The sequence below is a fragment of the Cellvibrio sp. genome (assembly GCF_053579595.1).
The window spans coordinates 1-2,021 of record NZ_JBRFPI010000549.1 but is presented as its reverse complement, the minus strand read 5'-3'; the positions used below and the strand labels follow the sequence as shown (position 1 = coordinate 2,021).

The 2,021-nt window shown below is 46.3% G+C and carries 1 protein-coding gene and 1 pseudogene; both read right to left on the bottom strand.

The genetic code is table 11. The features are described from left to right. Positions 1 to 72: 72 nt before the first annotated feature. Positions 73 to 1,590 (bottom strand): alpha/beta fold hydrolase, encoded by a 1,518-nt coding sequence (locus ACWA6V_RS20985; RefSeq protein WP_449524307.1) that lies wholly within the window; start codon positions 1,588 to 1,590, stop codon positions 73 to 75. Beyond that, positions 1,590 to 2,021, bottom strand: a pseudogene (locus tag ACWA6V_RS20980) (RNA pseudouridine synthase); the annotation flags it as partial. The gene ACWA6V_RS20985 and the pseudogene ACWA6V_RS20980, both read right to left, overlap by 1 nt.

The following is a 2,021-nucleotide window of genomic DNA, read 5'->3' as shown; positions in this document are numbered from 1 at the left end:
AGATTTACAACAAAAAAAAGGCCGCACTGAGTGCGGCCTTTTTTTATATTGGCGATGAAAATAATACCTCAGCTAATTTTCGTTCTCTTCCGCACAAGCAGTAAATTTCATCTCGGGTTGATTAAAAAATTCATCGAGATGTTCCAGCAGACAAACATCGCTTCCCAACACTGAATGTGCGATTTTTTCACGCACTCGCAATTGGCTGTGCGGCCATTGCTGGTTTACCGATTGCGCCCAACTCACTGGGGTAATAGGGTCCAATGCACCGGCGAGCATTAAGGTTGGCAATTGTGGGGCGGCATTTACCAATGGTGACTCACTCGGCAAACGATGACAGAGTTGATAACGCCATTGGTCGCGTGTGTACTCTTGCAATAATGGATACTTCACTAGTGCCGCTGTGTAATCTGTTTCCGATAGAACAGGATTATCCGCACAATCCACTGCAGTAAACGTCAAACTATTAAAATCGCTCGTCATGCTGTTATTAATAAACGGCTCCATCAAGGGTTTTAATAAATCTGAACGCCCCGCCTCTACCGCATTAATTGCATCAATAATGGCTGGCCAATCGCTTGGATTATAAACTGCGGCAAAGGTGGCTGATAAAAAACGATGGTCATTTACCACAAAATTCACCGGCGCCTCACCATCCCAACGCTTGATGGTGAGTGACATCGGATTGATATGTAAATTACGCAGCGCTTGCATAAAGTGTTGTTCTAACGAGACAAGATCAGCCGCAGAAGAAGGATTTAATTTTTTTATGCATTCTTGCTGAACACTGCAGCCTTTAAAAAACTGCTGCATTCCCTCGTCCAATACTTGCGGCCAGGTTTGTACGCCACCAAAACCAGCCGGATAAACTGAATCCAGCACCATGGATTTCAGTTTTACTGTTTGTGGTGCCTGCTGCTCTTGCAACGCGATTTCCAGCGCGAGCCGTGTGCCGTAGGAGACACCGAGAATATTCCACTCTGGATAATCAAGCTGCGCCATTAATGCACGCACATCCTGGGCTGATTTTTGGGTGCTGAAATTGCGGTAATCCAACTTTGGATTCGCCTGCGCTGAAGATGCAAAACATTGCGTCATTACATCGTAGCCCTGCGCCAACTCATCGCCCAGAGCGATATTCTGGCGCAATAACTGCTGGTTAAATTGATTGTATTCACTACACACCAATGCCGGTTTACTGCGGCCGGTGCCGCGGGCATCGATCAAAATTAAATCGCGCTCTGTATTGCTATAACGCATCCAATTCAACCAACTTTTTATTCCATCAGTATGCAAACGTGCACTCGCTCCTGGTCCGCCCTGTAAATATACAATCGGGTCAGCGCGGCGCTGCTCTGCATCATTGTGCAAAATAACCACGGCCAAACGGAATTGTTCCGGTGTTTGCAATTCACCGCAGGTAATAGTGGCTGTCCAGTCAGCGTCGAACCAACAGGCAGTTTTAATGAAACTGTAATCGCTATTGCTGGAAGGTTTTTCTGCTGCCTCCGAAGATGGATAAAAATATCCCACTACCGTCGCCGATAATGCCAGCACTATTGCTATACCAAGTCCAATTAAAAATCGCATCAGGATTTATCCGTTTTCTGTGTACGGGATAATAATGGCGGCCAAGGCAAAAACCATGGCTCGCGCCATTCCTGTATCGCGGCAGTAAAAAAATCATCGCAAAAAAATTCGCCTTCGCGCGGCAATTCGGTAAAACGATACAACTTTTCGCCCAATGAAAACGCAAGACTGTAAGCATGCAAATAGCAGCGATCGCAAGCCTCGCTTTGCACTGAATCACCATAGAGTGAATCACCCGCAATAGGTGCACCGATACTTTTCAAAGCAACACGAATTTGGTGGGTTTTTCCGGTGTGGGGTTTCACGATAAACAAACGTCGCCCCACACTAATACTTTTGCTAAAAAATTGGGTTATTGCAGGGTTATCTTGTGCAGTCAGCAGTTTCCATGCGCCACGACGTGCGGGCGCCATATCACCTTTTATCAGTCC

Excerpts from the sequence above, each read along its gene's own strand:
- ACWA6V_RS20985 (WP_449524307.1), bottom strand. The coding sequence starts at position 1,590 with ATGCGATTTTTAATTGGACTTGGTATAGCAATAGTGCTGGCATTATCG.